23 protein-coding genes are annotated in these 21,946 nt (G+C 68.5%); 15 read left to right on the top strand and 8 right to left on the bottom strand.

The genetic code is table 11. The annotated features are described in order from the left end of the window. Window positions 1–4 precede the first annotated feature (4 nt). On the bottom strand, window positions 5–835 hold the full coding sequence (locus G6N14_RS00205) for an alpha/beta fold hydrolase (RefSeq protein WP_085136629.1): 831 nt from the start codon (window positions 833–835) through the stop codon (window positions 5–7). Between the two features lie 37 nt (window positions 836–872). Between G6N14_RS00205 and G6N14_RS00200 the strand changes: the two genes are divergently transcribed. Further along, window positions 873–1,595, top strand: coding sequence for a sensor domain-containing protein (locus G6N14_RS00200; protein WP_234808982.1), 723 nt, complete (start codon window positions 873–875; stop codon window positions 1,593–1,595). Window positions 1,596–1,599: 4 nt separating this feature from the next. On the opposite strand, the gene G6N14_RS00195 is transcribed toward G6N14_RS00200, so the two are convergent. After that, the gene (locus G6N14_RS00195; protein ID WP_085136628.1) at window positions 1,600–2,577 is read right to left on the bottom strand and encodes an o-succinylbenzoate synthase; all 978 of its coding nucleotides are present in this window, start codon (window positions 2,575–2,577) and stop codon (window positions 1,600–1,602) included. A 216-nt stretch (window positions 2,578–2,793) separates the two neighbouring features. On the opposite strand from G6N14_RS00195, the gene G6N14_RS00190 reads away from it, so the two are divergent. The 9 genes from G6N14_RS00190 to menE all read left to right on the top strand — a co-directional run bounded on the left by G6N14_RS00190 (window position 2,794) and on the right by menE (window position 9,804). Further along, window positions 2,794–3,708: a 1,4-dihydroxy-2-naphthoyl-CoA synthase gene (locus G6N14_RS00190; protein WP_085136627.1), complete on the top strand. Its 915-nt coding sequence runs from the start codon at window positions 2,794–2,796 to the stop codon at window positions 3,706–3,708. 42 nt (window positions 3,709–3,750) lie between these two features. Beyond that, window positions 3,751–4,620 (top strand): SDR family oxidoreductase, encoded by an 870-nt coding sequence (locus G6N14_RS00185; protein ID WP_085136626.1) that lies wholly within the window; start codon window positions 3,751–3,753, stop codon window positions 4,618–4,620. Between the two features lie 33 nt (window positions 4,621–4,653). Then, window positions 4,654–5,064, top strand: a complete 411-nt coding sequence (locus G6N14_RS00180) for a VOC family protein (RefSeq protein ID WP_085136625.1) — start codon at window positions 4,654–4,656, stop codon at window positions 5,062–5,064. Between the two features lie 107 nt (window positions 5,065–5,171). Then, window positions 5,172–6,449: an inorganic phosphate transporter gene (locus G6N14_RS00175; RefSeq protein ID WP_085136624.1), complete on the top strand. Its 1,278-nt coding sequence runs from the start codon at window positions 5,172–5,174 to the stop codon at window positions 6,447–6,449. Then, on the top strand, window positions 6,446–6,739 hold the full coding sequence (locus G6N14_RS00170) for a hypothetical protein (RefSeq protein ID WP_085128117.1): 294 nt from the start codon (window positions 6,446–6,448) through the stop codon (window positions 6,737–6,739). The genes G6N14_RS00175 and G6N14_RS00170 overlap by 4 nt, the downstream gene beginning before the upstream one ends. Before the next feature lie 43 nt (window positions 6,740–6,782). Beyond that, window positions 6,783–7,988: an inorganic phosphate transporter gene (locus G6N14_RS00165; protein ID WP_085136623.1), complete on the top strand. Its 1,206-nt coding sequence runs from the start codon at window positions 6,783–6,785 to the stop codon at window positions 7,986–7,988. A 5-nt stretch (window positions 7,989–7,993) separates the two neighbouring features. Beyond that, window positions 7,994–8,284 carry a hypothetical protein gene (locus G6N14_RS00160; RefSeq protein ID WP_085136763.1) on the top strand — a complete coding sequence of 97 codons (291 nt, stop codon included), beginning with the start codon at window positions 7,994–7,996 and terminating at the stop codon, window positions 8,282–8,284. Window positions 8,285–8,341: 57 nt separating this feature from the next. Beyond that, window positions 8,342–8,644: a DUF3349 domain-containing protein gene (locus G6N14_RS00155; protein ID WP_085136622.1), complete on the top strand. Its 303-nt coding sequence runs from the start codon at window positions 8,342–8,344 to the stop codon at window positions 8,642–8,644. 14 nt (window positions 8,645–8,658) lie between these two features. Continuing rightward, window positions 8,659–9,804 (top strand): o-succinylbenzoate--CoA ligase, encoded by a 1,146-nt coding sequence (gene menE / locus G6N14_RS00150; RefSeq protein WP_234808997.1) that lies wholly within the window; start codon window positions 8,659–8,661, stop codon window positions 9,802–9,804. Between the two features lie 58 nt (window positions 9,805–9,862). On the opposite strand, the gene G6N14_RS00145 is transcribed toward menE, so the two are convergent. Then, window positions 9,863–11,515 carry a DUF7159 family protein gene (locus tag G6N14_RS00145; RefSeq protein WP_109559879.1) on the bottom strand — a complete coding sequence of 551 codons (1,653 nt, stop codon included), beginning with the start codon at window positions 11,513–11,515 and terminating at the stop codon, window positions 9,863–9,865. 118 nt (window positions 11,516–11,633) lie between these two features. Here G6N14_RS00145 and G6N14_RS00140 point away from each other — a divergent pair, with 118 nt between their 5' ends. Beyond that, on the top strand, window positions 11,634–13,106 hold the full coding sequence (locus tag G6N14_RS00140) for a DUF7937 domain-containing protein (RefSeq protein WP_085136619.1): 1,473 nt from the start codon (window positions 11,634–11,636) through the stop codon (window positions 13,104–13,106). 118 nt (window positions 13,107–13,224) lie between these two features. Further along, a complete protein-coding gene (locus tag G6N14_RS00135; RefSeq protein ID WP_085136762.1) occupies window positions 13,225–13,959 on the top strand; it encodes a cutinase family protein in 735 nt (244 codons plus the stop codon). A gap of 16 nt (window positions 13,960–13,975) precedes the next feature. Here the strand turns inward: G6N14_RS00135 and G6N14_RS00130 are convergent, their stop codons facing one another. Beyond that, on the bottom strand, window positions 13,976–14,752 hold the full coding sequence (locus G6N14_RS00130; protein WP_085136618.1) for an S-methyl-5'-thioadenosine phosphorylase: 777 nt from the start codon (window positions 14,750–14,752) through the stop codon (window positions 13,976–13,978). Window positions 14,753–14,856: 104 nt separating this feature from the next. Between G6N14_RS00130 and G6N14_RS00125 the strand changes: the two genes are divergently transcribed. Beyond that, on the top strand, window positions 14,857–15,726 hold the full coding sequence (locus G6N14_RS00125) for a 1,4-dihydroxy-2-naphthoate polyprenyltransferase (RefSeq protein ID WP_085136617.1): 870 nt from the start codon (window positions 14,857–14,859) through the stop codon (window positions 15,724–15,726). A 16-nt stretch (window positions 15,727–15,742) separates the two neighbouring features. On the opposite strand, the gene G6N14_RS00120 is transcribed toward G6N14_RS00125, so the two are convergent. The 3 genes from G6N14_RS00120 to G6N14_RS00110 are packed head-to-tail and all read right to left on the bottom strand — an operon-like array spanning window position 15,743 to window position 18,681. Further along, window positions 15,743–16,402: a nitroreductase family protein gene (locus G6N14_RS00120; RefSeq protein WP_179960796.1), complete on the bottom strand. Its 660-nt coding sequence runs from the start codon at window positions 16,400–16,402 to the stop codon at window positions 15,743–15,745. Then, on the bottom strand, window positions 16,383–17,480 hold the full coding sequence (locus G6N14_RS00115; RefSeq protein ID WP_085136760.1) for an NAD(P)H-dependent amine dehydrogenase family protein: 1,098 nt from the start codon (window positions 17,478–17,480) through the stop codon (window positions 16,383–16,385). Before G6N14_RS00115 ends, G6N14_RS00120 begins: the two co-directional genes overlap by 20 nt. 7 nt (window positions 17,481–17,487) lie before the next feature. Next, entirely contained in the window at window positions 17,488–18,681 is a 1,194-nt protein-coding gene (locus G6N14_RS00110) for an amidohydrolase family protein (RefSeq protein ID WP_234808981.1), read from the bottom strand. Window positions 18,682–18,761: 80 nt separating this feature from the next. On the opposite strand from G6N14_RS00110, the gene G6N14_RS00105 reads away from it, so the two are divergent. Further along, the gene (locus tag G6N14_RS00105) at window positions 18,762–19,652 is read left to right on the top strand and encodes an enoyl-CoA hydratase (RefSeq protein ID WP_085136615.1); all 891 of its coding nucleotides are present in this window, start codon (window positions 18,762–18,764) and stop codon (window positions 19,650–19,652) included. 25 nt (window positions 19,653–19,677) lie between these two features. Here the strand turns inward: G6N14_RS00105 and G6N14_RS00100 are convergent, their stop codons facing one another. Next, complete coding sequence (locus tag G6N14_RS00100; protein WP_085136614.1) at window positions 19,678–20,691, bottom strand: acyl-CoA dehydrogenase family protein; 1,014 nt, start codon at window positions 20,689–20,691, stop codon at window positions 19,678–19,680. Window positions 20,692–20,781: 90 nt separating this feature from the next. On the opposite strand from G6N14_RS00100, the gene G6N14_RS00095 reads away from it, so the two are divergent. After that, window positions 20,782–21,942: an acyl-CoA dehydrogenase family protein gene (locus G6N14_RS00095; RefSeq protein ID WP_085136613.1), complete on the top strand. Its 1,161-nt coding sequence runs from the start codon at window positions 20,782–20,784 to the stop codon at window positions 21,940–21,942. The last annotated feature ends 4 nt before the right edge of the window (window positions 21,943–21,946 follow it).

The raw sequence follows: 21,946 nt of genomic DNA, 5'->3' as shown, positions 1-21,946 counted from the left end.
CAGGTTAGTCGTGCGGCGACGGTGCAGCCGCCCAGCGGAAGGGCTTGCCGTCGACCTCGGCCAGGAACTCCAGGGCCGCCTTGTTGACCTGGTCGGGCTTCTCGATGAAACCGAGGTGCCCGGCGTCGGGGATCTCCAGGTAGCGTGCGCCCGGGATCGCGTCGGCGACTTCGCGGCTCAGGTGCGCCGGGGTGACGACGTCGTCGCCGAAACCGATCACCAGCACCGGCTGGGTGATATTGGCGTAGGCGGGCAGCCGGTTGGTCAGCGGTGCCACGTCGAGCTGGCAACGTAATCCCGGGGTGTTTTTGACCGGCCACATGGTGAACATCGCGATCCAGTCCTTGATTGCCGCGTCGTCACTGAGCGTCTTCGGTGAAAAGCTCTCCAGCAGGCGCACTTTGGCTTCGTACTCGGCGGGAAGATCGGCACCGGATTCGGCGAGTTTGGCTTCGGCGGAATAGAAGAACTCGCGGGCGCGGTCGTGGCGGCCGCGGGTTGCCATCAAGACAGCGGATTTCACCAACTCGGGCCGTGCCAGCATCAGTTCTTGGGCGATGAACGAGCCCATCGACACCGCGACGATGCGGACCGGGGCGATGTTCAGCGATTCGATCAGTTCGGCGGTGTCGGCCACCATCGTCTCGGTGGTGAACCCGGAAGCGTTCTCGGTGGCACCGATGCCCCGGTTGTCGAAGGTGATCGGGCGGTACCGGGCGAGCTGGAACTCGCGGACCTGATGCAGATGCCAGCCCCGGCCGGCGCCCCCGCGCCCGGCGATGAAAAGGACCGGCTCCCCCTCCTGATTGCGGTCGTCGTAGGCGAGGTTGGTCACCAGAGTGAAGGTACGCGACGCCTCGGCGCTTTAAAGTGTGAGCATCGCAACTGCGCAGCGGGGGAAGGTGATGCGGCTACGGCACGCCGGGTTGGTATCGGTACTGATGCTGGCCTGCGCCGTGCTGACGGACTGCGCACGCGTCACCGGCGGAGTGGCGATCCCCGCCGACCGCGACGGCCCCCGGCCGGTGACCGCCGCCATGCTGCCCGAACTGCTGCTCAAGGCCACCACCGTCAGCGACATCATGGGGGCCGGCGGCATGCGGGTGCAAGACTCCCGATCGCGGATGTTCGACTCCGGCCGCCAATTCCCCGACCACAGCTGCCTGGTGGCCTGGATGCCCGCCGAGAAGACGGTGTACGGCGACGCAGACTGGACGGCGACGCTGGTCCAGAGCCTCACCGAGTACAGCCACGACCATTTCGTGATTCAGGCCGCGACGGTGTTCGCCACCCGAGACGCCGCGCGGGATTTCTTCGGCATGACCGCCCGGCAATGGTCCCCGTGCGGGGAGCGAACTTTCGGCACCGTCAAAAACGACCGCCCCGACACCTCCTGGACATTCGACCCGGTGACCGACGTCGACTGGACGCTGTGGATGACCCAGCACCAGGACGGAAGCGCGGGTTGGTCATGCCAGCGGGCCCTGCGCGTCACCAACAACGTGGCGATCGACGTACTGGCCTGCAAGCTCTACGTCAGCGATGAAGCCGTGACGATCGCCAACGGGATCGACGCCCGACTGCCCAGCGTGTGAGGGCTCAGCGCCGCAATAGGCGATGGCAGGAGCCGATCCGGTCGATCCACCACTGACGGCGTTGCGGCGTCGCGCGCAGAGCCTGCAGCCGGGCCGGGTCCGGGACAACCGGCTGCACCGGTAAGTAGCCGTCGGTCGGCGCCGGCGTCTCGGCGATGTCCTCGACGAACAGGGATCCGGTACCCAGGCCGCAGGCGTACTGCAGATCCGGCAGCGCTGCCGCGGCGCGCAGCCCGGCGGCGATGCCGACCGCCGAGTCGATAGCGCTGGAGATCACCACCGGAATGCCGATCTGGCCGGCGATCGTCAACAGCGGGCCCACGCCGCCCAGCGGGGCGACTTTCAGGACAGCAATATCGGCCGCGTCAGCGGCCTTGACCGCCAGGGGGTCCTCGGCTTTGCGGATGCTTTCGTCGGCGGCCACCGGCGTGTCGATCCTGCGGCGCAACGCCGCCAGTTCGGCGACCGTGGCACAGGGCTGCTCCAGGTATTCCAGTGCGCCCAGTGCCTTTTCCGCCGCAACGGCCTGAGCCACGGTCCAGCCGCCGTTGGCGTCGACGCGCACGGTGGGGATCAGCGCGCGGACTGCCTCGACTCGGGCGACATCGTCGGCCAGGGACTGGCCCGGCTCGGCGACTTTGACTTTGGCGGTACGGGCGCCGGGGAACCGCGCCAGCACCTCGGGCACCCGTTCGGGCTCGACCGCGGGCACTGTTGCGTTGATGGGGACGCGGTGGCGAAGGGACGGTGGCGGTGGGCGGTAGGCGGCCTCCAGTGCGGCGGCCAGCCAGTGCGCGGCCTCGGGCGGTTCGTATTCAGCGAAGGCGCCGAACTCTCCCCAGCCGGCCGGACCGTCGATCAGTGCCACCTCACGCACCATGATGCCGCGAAATGTGACGCGCATCGGCAGCGCCACCACGTGCAGGCGGTCGAGGATGTCGTCCAGCGGCGGCGGCCCCTCAGGCCGGTGGCTCGTGCTCACGCGCGGCGGCTCGTCGCCGGTTCGGCGGCCCCGCGTGGACCGTGCACACGGGCCGTGCCGTCAAGACCGCGGTTCGTCCGGGCCGTCCACACCTGCCTGGTCATCGTCTCCACGGTAGACACCCTGGTCGGCCGCTGCTGCCACTGCGGCCGGACTGCGCGCGTCCGCCCACAGGGTCGCGCCACCTGACGCCACCGCACCGGTACGGTCGCAGGCGTGAGCAGCAACCCCTTTGACGAGAGCATCTGGCGACCGGTCTCGGAGTACGACGCCGGCTTCGCCGACCTGACCGATATCACCTATCACCGCCACGTCACCGACGCGACGGTGCGGGTGGCGTTCAACCGTCCCGAGGTGCGCAACGCGTTTCGGCCGCACACCGTCGACGAGCTGTACCAGGCGCTGGATCACGCCAGGATGTCTCCGGACGTCGGCGTGGTGCTGCTGACCGGCAACGGGCCCTCCCCCAAAGACGGCGGCTGGGCGTTCTGCTCCGGGGGCGATCAGCGCATTCGCGGGCGCAGCGGCTACCAGTACGCCGCCGGGGAGACCGCCGACACCGTCGATGCGGCCCGGGCGGGCAGGCTACACATCCTGGAGGTGCAGCGGCTGATCCGGTTCATGCCCAAACCGGTGATCTGCCTGGTCAACGGCTGGGCCGCCGGCGGCGGGCACAGTTTGCATGTGGTGTGCGACCTCACCCTGGCCAGCCGCGAGCACGCGAGGTTCAAGCAGACCGACGCCGACGTCGGCAGCTTCGACGGCGGGTACGGCAGCGCCTACCTGGCCCGGCAGGTGGGCCAGAAGTTCGCTCGCGAGATCTTCTTTCTGGGCCGGACCTACACCGCCGAGCAGATGCACCAGATGGGCGCGGTCAACGACGTGGTGGACCATGCCGATCTGGAAGCCACCGGCGTGCAGTGGGCCAAGGAGATCAACGGCAAATCGCCTCAGGCGCAGCGCATGCTGAAGTTCGCCTTCAACCTGCTCGATGACGGCCTGGTGGGTCAGCAACTGTTCGCCGGGGAAGCCACCCGGCTGGCCTACATGACCGACGAGGCGGTCGAGGGCCGCGACTCGTTCCTGGAGAAGCGCGATCCGGACTGGAGCCGGTTCCCCCGCTACTTCTAGGGGCGATCGCCTGCCGCGAGCCCCCGCCTAGACTCGCCAACCATGAGCAAGAGCCCGCTGCGCCGCCTGACCGAGGCGGCCTTCCTGACCGCAATGCGGCCGCCCGTCGCGCCGCAACTGCTGGCATACCGGCCGCTGGCCAAGCCGATCGAGCTGCGCGGCAAGCGGGTGCTGCTCACCGGCGCCTCCTCGGGTATCGGCGAGGCCGCGGCGGAGCGGTTCGCCGCCGAGGGCGCCACCGTGGTCGCGGTGGCCCGCCGTAAGGACCTGCTCGACGAGGTCGTGGCACGGATCACCGCCGCCGGCGGCCAGGGCATCGCGATTGCCTGCGACCTGTCCGACATGGCGGCCATCGACGCTTTGGCCGCCGACGTCGAAGCCCGTCTGGGCGGGGTGGACATCCTGGTCAACAACGCCGGGCGTTCCATTCGGCGGCCGCTGGCGGAGTCGCTGGACCGCTGGCACGACGTCGAGCGGACCATGACCCTGAACTACTACTCGCCGCTGCGCCTGATCCGCGCGATCGCCCCGGGCATGCGCCAGCGCGGCGACGGGCACATCATCAACGTCGCCACCTGGGGTGTGATGAGCGAAGCCTCACCGCTGTTCGGGGTGTACAACGCCTCCAAGACGGCGCTGTCGGCGGTCAGCCGCGTCATCGAAACGGAGTGGGCCGGCGAGGGGGTGCATTCCACCACGCTGTACTACCCGCTGGTGGCCACCCCGATGATCGCGCCCACCAAAGCCTTCGAGAACCGCCCGGCATTGAGTTCCGGCGAGGCCGCCGAATGGATGATCACCGCGGCGCGCAGCCGACCGGTGCGCATCGCCCCGCGCATCGCGGTGACCGCGCGCGCCCTGGATGTGGTGGCCCCGGGCTTGGTCACCTCGGTCATGCAGCGCGGTCGCTGATACCGCGGCGCCGAACGTGCTAGACACGCAGGCATGGAGATTCTGGCCAGCCGGGTCTTGCTCCGCCCGGTCGACTACCAACGCTCGCTGCGGTTCTACCGTGACGAGATCGGGTTGGCGATCGCCCGCGACTACGGCGCCGGAATGGTGTTCTACGCCGGCCAGTCGCTGATCGAACTCGCCGGGCACGGCAACCCGCGCGTTGCTCCACCACCGTTCCCGGGGGCACTGTGGCTGCAGGTGCGCGACGTCGCCGCGACTCAGGCCGAACTGCAGGAGCGTGGCGTGCCGATCGCCCGGGAAGCACGCCAGGAGCCCTGGGGTCTGCGTGAGATGCATGTCACCGATCCGGACGGCCTGACGCTGATATTCGTGGAGGTGCCCGCCGAGCATCCGCTGCGGCGCGACACCCGCCAGGCCAAACAGCCCGAGGCGTCAGGTTAACGAACGGCAAACAGTTCGAAACGTCTCGACATACACCGGCGTTTCCCACCGGCGATGGTTAGACAACGGCCCCATCGAGGCACCAGAATCAGTGCCGTGATGCTCCCGTGAGCCTTGATCTGTTCCTTTTGATCATCGTGGTAGTCACGGCTTTGGCCTTCGACTTCACCAACGGCTTCCATGACACCGGAAATGCGATGGCGACGTCGATTGCCAGCGGTGCGCTCAAGCCCAAGGCAGCGGTCACCCTGTCGGCCTGCCTGAACCTGATCGGCGCGTTCCTGTCCACCGCGGTCGCGGCGACGATCGCCAAGGGGCTGGTCGACGCCCAGCTGGTGAGCCTGGAACTCATTTTCGCCGGCCTGGTCGGCGGCATCGTGTGGAACCTGCTGACCTGGTTGCTCGGCATTCCGTCGAGCTCGTCGCACGCCTTGATCGGCGGCATCGTGGGCGCGATGATCGCCGCGGTGGGCGGCCACGGGGTGATCTGGAGCGGCGTGGTCTCAAAGGTGCTGGTCCCGGCGGTGGTCGCCACCCTGATCGCCACGGTGATCGCCTCCGTCGGCACCTGGCTGGTCTACCGCGCAACCCGCGGCGTGGACGAGAAGCGGTCCGAGAAGTTGTTCCGGCGTGGCCAGATCGGTTCGGCCGCGTTGGTGTCCCTGGCGCACGGCACCAACGACGCGCAGAAGACCATGGGTGTCATCTTCCTGGCCCTGATGTCCTACGGCGCCGTCAGCACGTCCGAAACCCTTCCCCCGTTGTGGGTGATCGTCAGCTGCGCGCTGGCCATGGCCGCCGGCACCTACACCGGCGGCTGGCGCATCATCCGCACCCTGGGCAAGGGACTGGTCGAGATCAAGTCTCCCCAGGGCATGGCGGCCGAGTCGTCGGCCGCCGCCGTCATCCTGCTGTCCAGCCACTTCGGCTACTCGCTGTCCACCACCCAGGTCGCCACCGGTTCGGTGCTCGGCAGCGGCGTCGGCAAGCCCGGCGCACAGGTCCGCTGGGGCGTCGCCGGGCGGATGGCATCGGCCTGGCTGGTGACCCTGCCCATGGCCGGCGGCGTCGGCTCCGGCGCGTACGGCCTGGTGCACGGCATCGGCGGCTACTTCGGCATCGCCGTCGGCGTGACCCTGCTGATCACGGCGGTGCTGGCGATCTGGCTGCGGTCGCGCCGCGCCCGTATCGACCACAGCAACGTCAACGCCGAATGGGACGGCACCCTGACCGGCGGCCTGGACGCCCCGGGCGTGCGGCCCGAGGAAGCCGGTCAGGAAGTCGAGCGCGCCCTGCGCGCGGCGCTCGAAGCCGGCACCGACGAGGCGAAGCTGGCGGCTGTGCCCGATACCCCCGCCCCGGCCCGCGAGGTCATCCGCTCATGAGCCAGTGGTTCAACTTCGACGCCACGCTGAAGATCCTGGTTTTCGGCCTGCTGGTCGGTGGACTGCTGCCGGCGCTGTTCGCCGTCGGCGTCCGGGTGAACGCGGCCGGCACCAGCGCCTCCGCGGTGGACGCCGGGACGCCCGGCCTGCGCCGGTCGCTGTTGGTGGCTCTGAGCTGGACGATCTTCCTGGTTGTGCTGGCCGTGGCGATCCTCGGGGTGCTGTTCATCGCCCGCGACTTCCTGGGCCACCATCTGGGTTGGTACCTGCTGGGCGCCAAGCACGGCTGACCCGGCTCGACAAGGTCCCGGTTCTGCTGCAAAAATCCGCACGGTGACCTTGGAGCTGTTCCTGTTGATCACGGTTGTGATCACCGCCCTGGCTTTCGACTTCACCAACGGCTTCCACGACACCGGCAACGCTGTGGCCACCGGGATCGCCAGCGGTGCTCTCAAGCCCAAGACGGCGGTGACGCTGTGCGCGACGCTTAATCTTGTCGGCGCGTTCATGTCCACCCAGGTGGCGGCCACGGTGGCCAAAGACCTCGTGGTCACCAATCTGGTGACGCTGGAGGTGATGTTCGCCGGACTCGTCGGCGGCATCGTGTGGAACCTGACCACCTGGCTTTTCGGCATCCCGTCCAGCTCGTCGCACGCCTTGATCGGCGGCGTCGTGGGCGCCATGCTGGCCGCCGCCGGCACGGCCGGGGTGCGCTGGCCCGGGGTGGTCTCGAAGGTGCTGGTGCCCACGGTGATCGCCGTGCTGGCCGCAACCTTGATCGCCACCGTCGGCACCTGGCTGGTGTACCGGTTGAGCCGGGGCGTCTCGCGAAAACGCACCCTGCGGGACTTCCGGCGCGGCCAAGTGGTCTCCGCGGCCCTGATGTCGCTGGCGCACGGCACCAACGACGCCCAAAAGACCATGGGCATGATCTTCCTCGCCTTGATCTCCTACGGGGCCGCCCACAAGACCGATGTCACACCGCCGCTGTGGGTGATCGTGTCGTGTGCGGTGGCGATGGCCGCCGGCACCTATTTCGGCGGGTGGCGGGTTATCCGCACCTTGGGCAAGGGACTCGTCGAGATCGAATCCCCCCAGGGGATGGCTGCCGAGTCGTCCTCGGCGGCCATCATTTTGCTGTCCAGTCACTTCGGCTACTCACTGTCGACCACGCAGGTAGTGACGGGTTCGGTGTTGGGATCGGGTCTGGGAAGGCCCGGCGCCACCGTGCGTTGGGGAGTCGCCCGCCGGATGGCGACCGCCTGGTTGATCACGCTGCCGCTGGCCGGCGCCATCGGGGCAGGCACTTACCAGATGATCCACCGCATCGGCGGCTACCCCGGCACCATCACCGGGGCGGTACTGCTGGTGGGAGCCTCCGCACTCATCTGGCTGCAGTCGCGCAAAGTCCCGGTCGACCACACCAACGTCACCGCCGACTGGGGCGCCCATATGACGGATGGTCTCGAAGTCATTGCGCCCCAACCGGATGCACCCAGCGTTGCGGACAAGGTAGGCACCGAGGAGGTCGGCGCGTGACCACCTTGAGCAGCTGGTTCGACTACGTTGCGACAGCGAAGATCCTGATCTTCGGCCTGCTGGTCGGCACCGCACTGCCGGCGTTGTTCGCCGTCGGCGTCCGACTGGGTGACGCAGCCGACACAGCGACGCATTACCGCCGAGAGCTGATCCTGCTGCGGTGGACGGTCTTCGCGGTGTTAATCGCCGCCGTGGCGGTCGGGGTGCTGTTCATCGCCCGCGACTTCATCGAGCATCGGATCGGCTGGCAGTGGGAAGACTGGGGCACGTGGGACGAGGTGTTTGGCTTTGACTAGACGTACTATGGCAGCCGACATGTTCCTGGCGGTGTCGGTGCGGGAAGTTGACGCGGTATGAACAAGTTTCTCACCTCGATCGTCGCCTGGCTGCGCGCCGGGTATCCCGACGGCGTGCCGCAGAATGACTACGTTCCGCTACTGGCACTGCTGTCGCGGCGGCTGACCAACGACGAAGTCAAAGACGTCGCCCGCGAACTGATCGGCCGCGGGGAGTTCGACCGCATCGACATCGGCGTGCTGATCGCCCGTCTGACCAACGAACTGCCCGCCACTGAGGATGTCGAACGGGTACGTGAGCGGCTGGCGGCAAAGGGCTGGCTGCTCGATGACGCCCCCACCAACGGAGGCAACCCATAGCACTCCTGCGTGCGCTGGCGATTCCGCCCGGCGGTGCCGTTGCCGCGCTCCTGCCCGCCCTGCAGGAGGTTTTGGATGGGCGAAACGACGCATTCACGCCGGTAGGCCCGGACACCGATCCATCGACCCTGACCGCATTGCGGGTGGGTGAACCCATCAGCGACGACCTCGCGCTGGTGGTGACCACCTCGGGAACCACCGGGACGCCCAAGGGCGCCCTGCTGACAGCGGCGTCTCTGATGGCCAGCGCCACTGCCACGCACGAGCGACTGGGCGGACCAGGCCGCTGGCTGCTGGCCCTGCCGGCCCACCATATCGCCGGCATCCAGGTGCTGGTGCGCAGCGTTGCTTCGGGTATGGACCCCGTAGAGCTCGATGTGACAACAGGTTTCGACGTCGCGCAGTTACCCGCAGCGGTGTCGGCACTCGGATCTGGCCGGCGCTACACCTCACTGGTCGCCACCCAACTGGCCAAGGCGCTGACAGTCCCGGCTTCCGCGGCCGCACTGGCGGAGCTGGACGCGGTGCTGCTGGGCGGAGGCCCGGCACCGCAACCGGTACTGGACGCCGCAGCAACCGCAGGAGTGCGGGTGGTGCGCACCTACGGCATGAGCGAAACCGCCGGCGGTTGCGTCTATGACGGGATTCCGCTGTCGGGCGTCCGGGTGCGCATCGGCAGCGAGGGCCGTATCACGATCGGCGGTCCCACCCTGGCCCGCGGTTATCGCAATCCGGTTGAGCCGGACCCGTTCGCGCAGCCAGGATGGTTTGTCACCGATGACGTTGGCGCCCTTGATTCCTCGGGCCGTCTGACGGTGCTCGGCCGAGCCGATGACGCCATCAGCACCGGCGGCCTGACGGTGCTTCCCGGTCCGGTGGAGTCGGCGTTGTCGACCCATCCCGCGGTGGCCGAGTGCGCGGTGTTCGGGATCGACGACGATCGACTGGGGCAGCGCGTGGTCGCCGCGGTCGTGCCGGCGCCCGGTGCGGCACCGCCGACCCTGGAAGAGCTGCGCGCCCATGTCGCGAAGTCTCTGGACACTACGGCCGCGCCCCGCGAGCTGCATCTCGTCGCCTCGCTCCCCCGGCACGGGATCGGCAAACTGGATCGAAAAGCACTGGCGCACCAGTTCTCTGCCGGCCGGAAAGCGTCAGGCTAGACCGCGAGCCCGAATCGCCGCCAGCGAGCCGGCCCTGCGCGGTCACCGGGTGAGAAGTTCAGTCCGCCCCACTACTCGAGCCACCGCTCGAGCCGCTGGAGCCGCCGCTGGAACCACCGCTCGAGCCGCCGGAGGCGCCGCTCGAGCCGCTACTCGAGCCGCCGGAGTCGCCGCTGGAGCCGCTACTGCCCGACGATGCCCCGGCGTCGCCGCCTGAGCCCGCGGAGCTCGATCCGCCGCCGCCGGAATCGCCGGCGGTGCCGCCGGAACCGGCGGAAGTACCGCCGGAGCCACCTGATTCACCCGAGGGGCCCCCCGACGTAGCGCCGGAGCCGCCTGTGCCGTCCGACCCGGATGTTCCCGAACCCGAACCGCCGGAGCCGGAAGTCCCCGAACCGGAACCGTTCGACCCGGAAGTCCCCGAACCCGAACCGCTGGAACCGCTCGTGTCTCCGCCCTGTCCACCGGAACCGGATCCGCCCGCGTCGCCGCCCCCGTCGCCACCCCCGGAACCGCTGCCTTCAGAACCCCCGGTGTTGCCGCCGGACCCGCCGGTGTTGCCGCCGGAACCACTGTCGCCGGAACCGCCTGAACCGCTGCCGGATTCGCCCGGGTTGCCGCCTGGGCCGTTGCCTCCCGTATTGCCGCCCGAGCCGGCATCGCCGCCGGAGTGACCACCTTCGCCGTGGTCGCGACCTGGCCCGACACCTCCCCCACCGTTACCCGAGCCGGGCAGCCAACCGCCGCCGCCCCCGACGGGTCCGGTGATGATCGGGATCGGAATCGGGAACGGGATCACCGCAGGAGGCGCCGGGGATGCCGGCACCGCCGGCGGAACAACCACGGCCGGAGCTGGATTCACGGGCGCCACAATGGAGTTCAGCGGCGGAACCTGCGGAACGGACGTGGGCACCGGCTTGGGTACCGGCAGCACGGGCATGAAGTTGCCCGGCACCGGCTGGGACTGGGGCGGCGGCACCACCGGGGGCTGCGACGTTGTGGACGCGGCGGTCGGGCGGATGCCGATGGTCACCGCCACCGCCAGTGCCGCGCATCCGGCCACCAGAATTCCCCCGACCGAGCTGCCCACCAGAAGTGCACGCCCCACCGGCGGCAGTGGAGCCTGTTCGTCGGCTTCAGCGGGGTCAACTCCCCCGTAGTCGGCCTCGTAGCCTTCGTAGTCGTTCTCGGCGTACTCCACCGGCAGCAACTCACCGTCGTCGTCGGTCATCGAATACGCCAGCTGCTGCTCCGGCTGGCCTTCGGCCACCGCTGGCGCCAGCTCCGTGGACGCTGCCTCCACGGCGCTGGCCTGCGTCACCGCCGGTGCGGTCATGGTCGCGTCGCCGGCCGGTCCGGCGGGCAACCACGTGGTCTGACCGTCCTCGTCGGTGGCGTTGCGCGCCAGCGCCACGGCCGAACGCGCCTGGGCCAGCTCGGCGACGTTCTCGACCCCCGCCTCCTCCAGGGCCCGGCGGAGCTGGGCGAGCAATTCCGCGTCCGACCAGCACAGTCGCGTCGCCGCCAACCGGTGGCCCTCGTGGGCCAGCATGCGGTGCGTACCGAGCACGGTGTCGGTCAGCGTTTCGACTGGATTGCGCGTCAGGTCGAGCATCGACTCGTCGAGGACGGCATCGCCGTAGCCGTCCGACTCGACGAGCGCCAGCCGGGCGAGCGCGCCGGTGATCGACACCCCGAGCGCGACGTCCATTACGCGTCTCCTTCCGCGGCCACTCGATTAGCCAGTCTAGCCGCGCCTGACCGAGAGCCGAACGGCCTGATCGTCGCAGGTCCACGGCGTAGGTGCCGCTCGCGGCTATGGTGAGCAGGTGATCGCCGAGTCGACCAGGGCCTGGAATTTCGGCCGCGATGCGACGGCCGCAGCACTGCTGATCACGGCCTCGGCCCTGCCGTGGAGCGTGTACCTCGGCGTCGGAATCCCGGACACCACGGCGTGGTTGGCGGTTGCGCTGGCCGTCGCCACGGTGCTCGCAGTCGCGGCGATCGCCGCCACCTACGCCGGGCCCTGGGCGATCACGCGTGAGCCCGCCGATCCGGCCGCCACCGCGGCGCTGCGACTGCTGCTGGCCACGCCGTATCTGCTGTTGGTGCTCGGTGTGGTAGCCGCCGACGTGCTGCAGACGGTGCGCTACGGGGGAAGCCCGCGCCCGCCGGGCGGGGTGGGCCCGGGCGCCTTGCTGGGCACCGCAGGGGCGTTGCTCGCCGCACAACCGGTACTTGCCGGACCGGTGCGGCTGTGGCGGCGCACAGTCCGGGCCCTGGGGTACGCATCGATCGCCGGTGCCACCCTGAGCACGCTGTTCAACCTCTATTGGCGGGTGAGGTTCGCCCTGCCCGACGCACAGTCCGCCGACGGCTTCGGCCGCGAGCAGGTGGCGATCATCGCGACCGCCCTGGTGTACGGGGCGGTGGCATGGGTCACGGTGCTCTTCGCCTCGCGGTGGGTGCTACTGCGCGACAAGGCATCCCAACTCAGCGTTGTCCTTCTCGGCGCAGCCACTGTGGTTTCCGCACTCCTGGTGTGGGTGCTGCCGGTGGGCCGCGACATCGACGGCTTTCACGGCATCGCCCAGAACACCTCCACGGCGGGGGTCGGTTTCGAGGGCTATCTGGTGTGGGTGGCGGCCGGGGCATTGCTCGCGGTAGCCGCGGCACGCGACGCGTCGCCGACGACGTGGCTGGCGGCGACCCGCAACACGCTGCTGCTCATCGCGGTCTGGAGTTGCGGGTCGGCCCTCATGCGCATCGTCGACCTGAGCGTCGCTGCCGGCCTGGACCTGCCGCGTTCGCCCTACGACAGCGTTGCGATGGGCGCGTTCGACGTGGTGAGCGCGGCCCTGGCGATCTGGCTGCGGCTCAACCTGGGCAGTCGATCCCTGCCGGCGCCCGCCGTCTGGTCGGTGAGTGCCGTCCTCGTCGGCTTCACGGTGGCGCGCGTGGTGGTGGGCGTCGGTCTGGCTCCACGGCTCACCGAGGCCCAGCGCGTCGCAGCGGCGGCGAACCCGGTGTACGGCAACGGACTCGCGCAGCAGATCACCAGCACCTTCGACGTGGTGCTGTGCGGGCTTGCCCTGTGCGGCCTGGCGGTGGCAATCGTCGTCGGACGCCTGACGGTGCCCGCCCACGACCGCCACAAGCCCGGCGAGCCCGGCGCACCGCGCATCTTCCGATCAGCGAACTCTCCCACCGCCGCACCCACGGGTGGACCAAAGATCTATCGGGGCAGCGACGATGCAGCCGAAGACGGCGACGTGGTGCAGGGCAGCTCGAGCGGCGACTGAGTGCCTTCGCGCGGCCAGCACGAGCACCGGTGCACCGAGGCGTTTATCGAACTCCGACGACGGGTAGCCGAAACTTTCTGCTCGTGAGCGCGGGCAAACAATACGGATGAAGGTCACGATGGACATCACTGCACTGGTCACAACGACAACACGGCGCATCGCTCGGTATCTGGGCGCAGCGATGGTGCTGGGCGGTGCCGCACTGGTGGCCCCCGGCGTCCCATCCGTCTCGGCGCAACCCTGCCCCGACGTGGAGGTGGTGTTCGCGCGCGGCACCGGCGAGCCACCCGGCGTCGGCGGCATCGGTCAATCCTTCGTCGATGCGCTGCGGGCCAAGGTGGGTGAGCGCTCCTTCGAGGTGTATCCGGTCAATTACGCCGCCAGCAATGATTTCGGCGGCGGTGTCGACTTCGCCCGCACCGTGGTCGACGGTATCCGAGACGCCGGCACCCATATCGAGAACACCGCCGCGAACTGCCCCAACACCCGCATCGTGCTGGGCGGCTTCTCACAAGGTGCGGCGCTGGCCGGCTACACCACGTCGGCCGAGGTTCCCAAAGAAGTCCCCGCCGCCTACCTCGCCTACCTCCCCCAGCCGATGCCGCCGTCAGTGGCCAACCACGTTGCGGCGGTCGTCTTGTTCGGCAAGCCTTCGGCGGAGTTCCTTGCGCCCAACGGCGCGCCACCAGTGCGGATCGGTCCACAGTATGCGTCCAAGGCCTTGGAACTGTGCGCCGACGGCGACACCATCTGCAACGGCGCTCCCGCCGGCGGGCCGCCCTTCGCACATGCGTCGTACGGCGTCAACGGCATGACTGAGCAGGGCGCCGAGTATGCGGCCGCCCACCTCTGAGCGCCGCTACGTCGATTCAGGGCAGTTCGAACGGCAGCTGAATACCCGCATGCGGTAGGCAGTGCGTGCAGGTGCGCTCGGCGTCGATCTGTTCGATGGCTTGGTGCACCAGGTTTTTGAACGGCTCGATGTTCTTCTGGAACTCGGCGAACACGTCGACGGCCTTCACGCCGGCGCCGACGTCGACACCGGCATCCAAGTCGGTGACCAGAGCTACCGCGGCATAACACATTTCCAACTCCCGGGCCAGCACCGACTCGGGATACCCGGTCATGTTGACCAGCCGGAATCCGGCCGCGGCGAACCATTGACTTTCGGCGCGGGTGGAAAAGCGCGGGCCCTGGATCACCACCATGGTCCCGCCGTCGACGACGTCGGGCAGCCCGGTCACCGCGGCCCGCAGCGCCGGGCAGTACGGATCGGCGAACTCGACGTGCACACCGCCGTCGTCGAAGTAGGTGTCGACACGGCCGCGGGTGCGGTCCACCAGCTGGTCGGGGACCACCACCGAGCCGGGGGGCAGTTCCGGAGTCAGGCTGCCGACCGCACAGGGCGCCAGGATCCGCCGCACTCCCAGCGCCCGTAGCGCCCACATGTTGGCCCGATAGGGAACCGTGTGGGCCGAATACTCGTGCGCCGCGCCGTGCCGCGGCAGAAAGGCGACCTCGTGGCCGCCGACCGCACCGACGGTGATCTCGGCGCTGGGGCTCCCGTAGGGGGTGTCGCTGGTGACGCGGCGCGCGTCGTCACCGAAGAACGAATAGAAGCCGCTACCGCCGATCACGCCCAGCATGTCCGCCGCTTCCTCCTGATCTCGGTGGTACCTCGCCGCTGACGGCCACCCCGATCGGGTCGTCACCGCCGAGCACGTTCCGCCGCTCATGCAAGGATCGTGCGGTGGCCAGCTTCGCACAATGGATAGAGGGGGCACGTCCCCGCACCCTGCCCAATGCGATCGCCCCTGTGGTCGCCGGAACGGGCGCGGCCGCGTGGCTGGGCGCCGCAGTGTGGTGGAAGGCCTTGCTGGCGCTGACCGTCGCGGTGGCGCTGATCATCGGGGTCAACTACGCCAATGACTACTCCGACGGCATCCGGGGCACCGACGACGATCGCAGCGGCCCGGTGCGCCTGGTGGGCGCCAGGCTGGCGAGCCCCCGGGCGGTGCTGTCCGCAGCGATCGCCGCGCTGTCGGTGGCAGCGCTGGCCGGTTTGGTGCTGGCCCTGCTCACCGCGCCCTGGCTGCTGGCAGTGGGGGCGGTCTGCATTGCCGGAGCATGGCTCTACACCGGCGGGTCGCGACCGTACGGCTACGCCGGCTTCGGCGAGATCGCGGTCTTCGTGTTCTTCGGTCTGGTCGCGGTGCTGGGCACCCAATACACCCAGGCTCTGCGGATCGACTGGGTCGGCGGCGCGCTGGCGGTCGGGGTGGGCGCGCTGTCCTCGGCGGTGCTGGTGGCCAACAATCTGCGCGACATCCCCACCGACGAGCCGGCCGGCAAACTGACGCTGGCGGTCCGGCTCGGCGACGCCCGCACGCGGGTCCTCTACACGCTGCTGCTGGCGTTGACCGGACTGATGACGCTGGCCCTGATGCGGGCCACGCCGTGGTGCGCAGTCGGGCTGATCGCCACGCCGCTGGCCCTGCGCGCGGCTGCGCCGGTGCGCTCCGGACTGCGCGGGGCGGCGCTGATCCCGGTGTTGCGCGATACCGGCCTGGTCATGTTGGTGTGGGCAACCGTGGAGGCGACGGCGTTGTTTCTGCGCTGACGGGGCCGAAACCCGGTCAGACCGGTTGAGGTGTCCAGGGCCGATCCCAATGGTCGCGGACCGCGACATCGGCCAGTGGTTTGCGTCGGACCCGATGGTGGTGTCCTCGTGGCCAGCCCACGGTGACCAAGGTCGCGACCTTCCAGGTATCGGGGATGCCGACGATCCGGCGCAACTCGGCGTCGCAGGCGTCCTGCCACAGGGTGATGGCCGCGCCCAGCCCCTGCGAACGCGCCGCCAGCAGGAAGTTCTGGACGGCGGGGAACACCGAGCCCCCCTGCTGCAACTCCGTGGTGCCCCGCTGCGGCTGCACGCAGAACAACACCAGAGCGGGTGCGCCGCCACCGACGCGCATGTGTTCGGCCATGGTGCGCAATGTGCGTGATTTGGGATCGTCGGCGCTGTCGGTGACGTCCGGCAGCCGGTAGAAGTCCTTCATCACCTCCCAGGTGCGCTGCGCGGCGGTGGTGACGAGCGCACGCAATTCCGGCGAGTTGAGCACCACGAACCGCCAGGGTTGCCCGTTGCCGCCCGAGGGTGCCCAGGACGCCGCCGTCAGGCACTTCTCCAGCATCTGATCGGGAACGGCCTCGTCGCGGTAGCGCCGCACCGCCGTCGCGGTGCTCATCACCGTCCACAGATCGTCCGAGACCGGCTCAACCGAGTTGTGGTTCATGCACCCTCCGCGGCAGGACCCCTTGCCAGGTACCGCCCCGCACCGGCCCGGTGACCAACGGCAGATCCAGGGTCGACAGCAGGCCCGGTTCTGCGCGAATCACCGCCGGGATCGCATTGAGCTCTCGCATCACCGTCGCGTAGGTGAGCCCGCGCATGTTGTTTCCGCGCCCGTGCATCTCGATGTCGACGGTGTAGGTCGGCAACCCGTCGACGATCACCCGGTAACCGCCGTGCGGTGATTGATGCTGCGGCCAGTCCGGTGCCGCATGCTCACCCATCCGGGTGATGTGCTCGAGCACGACACGTTCCTCGCCGTCCAGTATTCCGGCCAGCTTGAAGCGCATACCGCCCATGGTTCCGGGCTCCACCCAGCCGGAGGCGACCTGGTAGCGCTCGGTGGCCAGCCACTTGTCGATCGTCGTCTCGACACGATCCAGGGGCAGACCGACGCCGTCCGCGACCAGGTGGACGATCGGCGACCACAGCGCGGCCAGCCGCGCCGGGTCGAACAGCGGGGCCGGGTAATCCGGCGTATGACCGAAACCCATGAAATCGAACATGATCTCCGGTTGGGCGATCGGGCCGTAGTCGAGGATCTCCAGCATCGTGATGGTGTCGACCCTGCTGCTGAACCCGGTCATCGTCAGCGCGATGACATCGTTCGCCCAGCCGGGGTCAACGCCGCTGTTGAACAGACTGGTGCCGCCCTCGCGGCAGGCGTCCTGGAGAAGCTTGACGGTTTCGCGGTCGGCCGCGGGTGGATAGCACAGTGGCACAAGGGATGTGCACACCACGTTCTTGCCTGCGCGCAGACAGCGCGCGACATCCTCGGCGGCCTCCCGGTAGCGGTAATCGCCGGAGGCGAAGAACGCGACCACCTCGGCATCGATCGCCAGCGCGGCATCGATGTCGCGGGTAGCGATCACCCCGGTCGTGGGCATGCCACAGATCTCCCCGGCGTCGCGCCCGGCCTTGGACTCCGAATGCACGATCAGCCCGACCAGGTCCAGCCCGGGATGCGCAATGAGCGCGCGCAACGCTCCGATACCCACCTGACCCGGCCCCCAGAGGATCACCCGTGGGTTATCGGCCACCGGGCACCGCCGTCAGCAGCTCACGCAGGTTGGCGCCGACGATACGTTCGATCACCGGTTCGTCCAGGGCGGCGATCTCCGGTGTCAGCTCCGCCGGATGGGCCAGCCCTTCTGGGTGCGGGTAGTCCGAGCCGAACAGCACTCGATCCGCGCCGATCAGGTCGATGAGCCCGGCCATATCCTCCTCGTGGAACGGGTTCACCCAGATGTGTCGCTTGAACGCGGCGACCGGATGTTCGCCGAACTCGGCCGGCATCTTCTTGTAGACGCGATCGAAGAGGTCGATCAGCCGCGGCACCCAGTTGCCGCCGTTCTCGACGACACCGACCCGCACCCCGGGGTGGCGGGTGAAGACACCGTGCGCGACCAGCGCGGCGCAGGTGTCCAGGATCGAGCGGGCGTCCTCGTACACGATCGTCTTGAACGCATCGGGCTTGAACGGCTGGTACTCGGCGCCGGCGCCCTCCCAGTCGCGGCTGTAGCGGTCATAGCCGGAATCGCAGGCATGCATGAGCACCGGAATCCCGTGCTGACTCAGACGCGCCCAGAACGGATCGAAGTACGGCTGTCCCATCGAGGTGGTCCGGCCCGAGGGCGTTGCCACCGGCCGCGGGTTCACCAGCACGGCACGCGCCCCGTTCTCGACGCACCAGTCGAGTTCGGCGACGGCCTTGTCGACATCGGGCAGGGTGATCACCGGTGTCGCAAAAATACGTCCGCGGTAATCGAAGCTCCACTCCTCCAACAGCCACCGGTTGTACGCGTGGACCACCGCGTGCGCCAGCTCGATGTCGTCGGTCATTCGCTCTTCGAGCATTCCCCCGGTGGTGGGAAACATCACGCAGGCGTGGACGCCCTGCTCGTCGAGCAGAGCCAGCCGCTGATCGGCGCGGCGGAACGAGTCCGGGCAGGCGATGGGATCGGCCAGCTCCCGCAACGACTTACCGTCGGGATTGATCCCGCGGAAGTAGTCGGCCCAGGCCCCCGGCGAGGCCACTACCTCGTACGTCGGGTTGGGGATGGTGTCGGTCAGCCGCCCCTTGATCATCAACTTCGTCTGGCCGCCGACCTGTATCCACTGGATGGCGTCGCGATACTGCCGCGGGAGATGCCGCGTGTATGCGTCGGCGGGCTCGTACAGATGGTTGTCGGCGTCCCAGATCTCACGGACGGGAGGGGCCACGGCGACTCCTAAGTTACGTGTGAGAATATACCTTCTCATCAGCCGATAACATTATTACCATAGCGGGAAGAGGGAGAGCGGTGGGCGATTACCAGTTCCTGAAATGGCAGGCCTACGACGGCGGCAGCATCGTCCGGATATCACTGAACCGGCCGGATCAGCGCAACGCGCAGAATCGCGGCATGCTGGTGGAACTCGACGAGGCGTTCGGCGCCGCCGAGGCCGACGACAACGTCCGGGTGGTCATCCTGGCCGGCGAGGGCAAGATGTTCTCCTCCGGCCATGACATCGGGTCCAAGCAGGCGATCAGCGAGTACCTGCCCGGCCCCGGTCAGCACCCGACGGCGGCCATCAACGGCGGAACGCGGGAGGGCGCCGAGAAGTGCATGCTGCAGGAGTGGCACTACTTCTTCCAGAACACCCTGCGCTGGCGAAACCTGCGCAAGATCACCATTGCCCAGGTGCACGGCGATGTGTTCTCCGCCGGTCTGATGCTGATGTGGGCGTGCGATCTGATCGTCGGCAGTGAGGATGTGCGGTTCGCCGATGTGGTCGGCACCCGCCTGGGCATGTGCGGCATGGAGTACTTCGGCCACCCTTGGGAATTCGGCGCTCGCAAGGCCAAGGAACTCATGCTGACCGGCGACGCCATCGACATCCACGAGGCACACCGACTGGGCATGGTCAGCAAGGTCTTTACCCGTGACGAACTTCCCGACCGCACCCTGGAGTTGGCCCGCAGGATCGCCTCGGTGCCCACCATGGCCGCGTTGCTCATCAAGGAGTCGGTCAACCAGACCCAGGACAACATGGGCTTCTACAACTCGCTGCAGGCGTGTTTCACTCTGCACCAGCTGAATCACTCGCACTGGTCGGGCATCCGCGACGACAAGCTCGCCACGGCCGGCCCCGAGCAGGGCGTACCGGACTGGCGCAGCGCACCTCCGGTCGTCCTGGCCGTCAAGGATTAGGTTCGGGCGCTGGAATGACCGCCCATCAGCCGGTGGCGCCGTAGCGCGCGTCGGCGACCCGGTCCAGTGCGGTCAACGGATCTCCGTAGACCAGGGTCAAGCCGCGGGCCCGCCGATAGTACAACTGGACATCGGCCTCCATGCCGAAGCCGTATCCCCCGTGCACGTGCAGGCTGGTCCGGGTGGCATCCCGGGCGGACTCGGCGGCGAAGGCGAACGCCATGGCGGACAGCTCCGTTACCCGTGGAGTCTCGTCGGTGAACGCACACGCCGCCTCGAACGCCAGCAGCCGCGCACCGTCGACGGCCGTGGCACTGTCGGCCAGCGGGTGTGAGACCGCCTGGAAGGATCCGATCGCCACACCAAAGGCTTTGCGCTGCTGGGCGTACTGTGCACCCACCTCGACAGCGCGACCGCCGATACCGACCAGCGCAGCCGCGGTCAGCGTCAGCCACCGGTCCAGCGCAGACGAATGCAGGGCAATCGCTTGGGCGCCCTCGGCCAGGGTGACGGCGTGCGGGTCGATCGCCACGTCGGCCAACGGCAGGGCTCCCAGGTTGCCGACCACGGTTCTTTCGGCGGTGCTCGATGCCACCAGCCGATCGCCCACGAGCGCGATCACCGCGTCGGCGACCGCGCCCGCCGGCACCATTCCCAATTCCGAACCATGGGACCGGCGCGGCGCGAAGGTGATCAGTTTCTGACCCGACATCGCCGTTGCCAGCAGTTCGGCCCCCGGCCCGCCGCATGCCGCCAACAGCCCCGCAGCAACCTGGACCTCGATGACGGGAGCCGATCCTATTGCCCTGCCGTGCTGTTCGGCCAACAACGCCAGCTCGAGCACGGAGGCACCCCACCCACCGTCACATTCGGGTACGGCCATCTCCACGACACCCGTTTCCCGCAGCGCCAGCCACAGGGCGGCGTCGAAACCCGTCGGCTCGGCGGCGCGCACCCGCTCCGAAGTCGACTCACGCGCATACAGGGCGGCGAAGGAGTCGACGAGCTGACGCTGCTCGTCGGACAGGCTCAGGTCCAAGTCAGTGCCCCGTTCCAGCGGATATGATTGCTCTCACTTTTGAGATTAGCAGTATCGTCTAGGTGTTCCGGCGAGAGATTGGTGCCAGGCATGCATTTTCGACTCGACTCGGAGACCGCGGAATTCAGCGCTGAGGTACAAGCACATCTGCAGGAGGTGCTGACGCCCGAGTTCGAGGAGCAGACCTACCGCAGCGGGGTCTCCCATGACGAGAGCTTCGCCAAGGGCCTGGTGGACAAGGGCTACTTCGCCCCGGCCTGGCCGGTCGAGTTGGGCGGCCAGAATCGCGGACTGTGGGCCGAGCAGGTGGTCAAGGAACAGATGATGCGCTTCGACGCACCGGTATACCTGTCCGAGACAACCCGCATGGTGGCGAAGATCATTCAAACCGCCGGCACCCCCGCGATGCGGGAGAGGATCGTTGCCGACGCCATGCGGGGCGATATCACCATCGCGCTGGGATTCACCGAACCCGAGTGCGGCTCGGACGTCGCAGCGGCGACCACCCGCGCTGTGCGCGAAGGCGAGGACTGGATCATCAACGGATCGAAGATGTTCACCACCAACGGTCACATCGCCGACTACGTGTTCCTGCTCGCCAGGACCAGTCCGGACAAGCCGAAGCACAAGGGACTAACCATGTTCCTGGTACCGCGAGACAGCCCCGGGTTCGAGGCGCAGGCGGTCTGGACGCTGTCCGGGGAGCGCACCAACGTCACCTTCTACAGCGACGTGCGTATCGGCGACCAGTGGCGTATCGGCGAGATCGACGGCGGCTGGCAGGTGCTGCGGCTCTCGCTGGAGTACGAGCACGCCTCGGGCTGGGGGCCGCACATCGCCCGTCTTCTGCACCACGCCGAGCAGTGGGCGCAGGCGACCCCACCCGACGGTGGCGCGGTACCGATGAGCCGGCCCGATGTGCGACGCCGAATCGCCAGAGTCGCAATGGAGACCGAAGTCGCCACGTTGCTGCAGCGACGCTGTGTATGGCTCAGCGAGCAGGGCAGACAACCGGTCGCCGAAGGCCCGATGTCCAAGGTCTTCAGCACCGAAGCCCTGGAGCGTGCGAGTCAGGACATCGTCGAACTGGTGGGCCCTGACGGGGCCCGGGCCTATCTGGACCCGACCTCCCCCGAGCGGGGCAGGTTCGAACAGCTACTCCGGTTCGCCCTCGGTACCACGATCTACGCCGGCACCAGCGAAGTTCAACGATCGATCATTGCGCAACACGGCCTGGGTCTACCCCGTTAGCCTG

The sequence above is a fragment of the Mycolicibacter hiberniae genome, assembly GCF_010729485.1.
Lineage (GTDB): Bacteria > Actinomycetota > Actinomycetes > Mycobacteriales > Mycobacteriaceae > Mycobacterium > Mycobacterium hiberniae.
Note: the sequence above shows the minus strand (reverse complement) of the source record. Positions and strands in the feature narration are given on the sequence as shown.